Source organism: Odoribacter sp. AF15-53 (genome assembly GCF_003479425.1).
Lineage (GTDB): Bacteria > Bacteroidota > Bacteroidia > Bacteroidales > Marinifilaceae > Butyricimonas.
In genome coordinates, this window is sequence record NZ_QUHC01000029.1 from 1 (window position 1) to 2,637 (window position 2,637).

A 2,637-nucleotide genomic window follows, 5' to 3' on the forward strand; every position below is an offset into this window, starting at 1 on the left:
GACTTTGACCCTTTTGGCCACGCAGGATTTGCCCACCTTTGGCTACAATATGATTGACCCTTTAAAGTCCTGGTGTTGGGGGTCAATTTTATTTTACCCTTTTAAAATTTCTCGTTTTTCTTAGACCTTAACTTTCGCATACTTTCACCATATAGCTCTATGGTATGAGCTGTATGTATGATGCGATCAAGGATTGCATCGGCTATTGTCGGGTCACCTACCATGTCATACCAATTGGAGGATGGGTACTGCGATGTGATGATGATGGATTTCCGTTCATGCCTGTCCTCGATGATTTCAAGCAGTATGGGACGCTCCTTTGCGTCAAGCGGTACGATGAACAGGTCGTCAAGGATGAGTAGTTGGCAGCGCTCAATCTTCTTGAGTTCCGTTTCAAGTGTACCTTTGACTTTGGCGACTTTCAGCGCACCGAGCAGTTTCGGGGCATTGGCATAGAAGGTCCGGAATCCCCTTTTGCATGCTTCGTGGCCGAGGGCACAGGCCAGATAGCTTTTCCCCGTTCCTGAAGAACCGGTAATGAAAAGGTTCTGTGCCTTATGCACAAAATCAAGGGTGGCGAGACGTTCCATCTGGTTGCGCTCCAGCCCCCGGTTCGTGGCATAGTCAATCTGTTCAATATAGGCCTTGTAGCGGAATGCCGCATTCTTGGTAAGCCGTGCAATGGCAGCCTGTGCACGATAGTCCCATTCGCGTGCAAGGAGCATGGAAAGGAACGTGTCCGCAGTCATGGATTGCGGAGTGGTACCGGCAAGACTTTCCCTGAAAGCCTCTGCCATACCATGCAATTTCATGCGGTTCATTAAATCCAGTGATATGGTATTCTGGTCTTGTTGTCCCGTTACGGGAGCTGTTTTATTGTTTACTTCCATAAATATGAGTTTTATTGTTTGTCCTTTCTGTAATATTCACGTCCACGTATATTTTTGTGGGTCAATGGAGCCGGGGAAGTCACGTTGGGCTGTACTTTCCCGTCCTCATCGGGAAGGAAATCCGCATCTTCTCCCAGTTCAAGCACCTTGCGCAAGGCCTGATATCCGTATTGCAACTTCTGGTCCGCACATGCGCAAGCCGCAACCAGACGGTCACGACCGTATTTTTTCTCCAGGGTCAGGATGCCACGGCATGACCTGAACGCTTTGGGTGGATATTGCATGGCACGCTCCACTTCCCGTAGATAGTTCAATACAATATTGTCTATTTCCGAGGCACGCCGGAAGAGTTCCTCCAAGTCCTTGTCATAGGGACCATAGTGTCCCGGCAGGTTGTGCTCCTTTTTCCAGGAATAAGCGTAAGGAATGTCACAGCGGTCATGGGTGGCGACAAGGCTCATGCCACAGTAGATTTCCACCGTGTCGGCATCATAGAGAATCGTCATGCGCCTGCCTACATACTCCTTTGGAACGCTGTAATGGTGTTTGAACAACGAGACGTAAGAGTTATTCCCGACAGTCATCAGCTTCCTTTCTTTCACCACGTAACGTTTCACGGGAAGCGGTCGAAGATAGTCCTTCTCTCCCTGAAGGAACATTTTCTTGCGTGACATCTCCCGTCCGGCCATCACCTTTTCATTGAAATCAAGCAGGGAGATACGGATAGCGGTATTGAGATCCTCCAGGCTGGAGAATGTCATTCCCTCCATATCAAGGTAAATGGAACGGTAAAGGAGCTTTACGGCATTTTCAACCAAGGCCTTGTCCTTGGGGTGGCGTACACGGGCAGGATAGACCGCACAGCCGTAATGTTCGGCAAAAGCGGCGAAATCATCATTGATGACAGGCTCGTTGCGGTCGCTGCGTGTAACGGCCGCCTTCAAATTGTCGGGGACGATAGCCGCAGGAACGCCTTCAAAATATTGCATGGCATTCTCGCATGCCTTTATCAGGTCTTCCTTGCGTTGGGACCATACGGCCTCGCAGTAGGTATAATGGCTGAACGGAAGAATGGCGACGAACACCTCGGCCTTTTTCGTCTCACCTGTCATTTCATCAACGACTTCAAGCCTGTCACCGGCAAAGTCAATATACATCTGGTCTGCGGCATAGTGCTCGACATGACCGACGACCTTGATGTGAAACTTGTACTGACGGACAGCCCGTTTGAAGGAAGACAACCGGAAACCGTCCGGATATTCGGCATGGTATTCCTTGAATAGTTTTCGGACACTCATGCCTTTGCGTGACAGGCGGGATACATATCCGGGAAGCAAGGCATCCAGTTCGATCCTTCTGGAAGAAGGTTCCCGATGCCGGGACTCCGTACAGCCGAATAGTTCATCCAACTGCCCATCGGGCAGGGAAAGAAGCTGTTCAATGCTCTTGCCGCTTGAAAGGAACAAGCGGACATACTTGCGGACAGTATTACGGGAAGTATGAAACGTGGACGCCGTTTCCTTGATTCCCATGCCGACCGCATAACATCTTAAAATGTTTTTGATTCGTTTATCCATTTGTATAGATTTTATTATCGTCCCCGTTACACCAGGACTCGGGTACTCAAATCTACACAAAAAAATCTATGACAATAGGTAAGCTAAGTGGTCAATGCGATTTTGGCCAAAAGGGTCAATCATATTGTAGCCAAAGGGGACAATCCTGCGTGGCCAAAAGGGTCAAAGTC

General features: G+C 49.1%; 2 protein-coding genes. Both read right to left on the reverse strand.

Annotated features, from left to right (window positions below):
• Positions 1 to 101 precede the first annotated feature (101 nt).
• Positions 102 to 890 (reverse strand): IS21-like element helper ATPase IstB, encoded by a 789-nt coding sequence (istB, locus tag DWW52_RS20745; protein ID WP_013610662.1) that lies wholly within the window; start codon positions 888 to 890, stop codon positions 102 to 104.
• Between the two features lie 11 nt (positions 891 to 901).
• Positions 902 to 2,467, reverse strand: a complete 1,566-nt coding sequence (gene istA / locus DWW52_RS20750) for an IS21 family transposase (protein ID WP_118717864.1) — start codon at positions 2,465 to 2,467, stop codon at positions 902 to 904.
• Positions 2,468 to 2,637 lie beyond the last annotated feature (170 nt).

Coding starts and splice junctions, on each gene's coding strand:
- istB (WP_013610662.1), bottom strand. CDS start 890: ATGGAAGTAAACAATAAAACAGCTCCCGTAACGGGACAACAAGACCAG.
- istA (WP_118717864.1), bottom strand. CDS start 2,467: ATGGATAAACGAATCAAAAACATTTTAAGATGTTATGCGGTCGGCATG.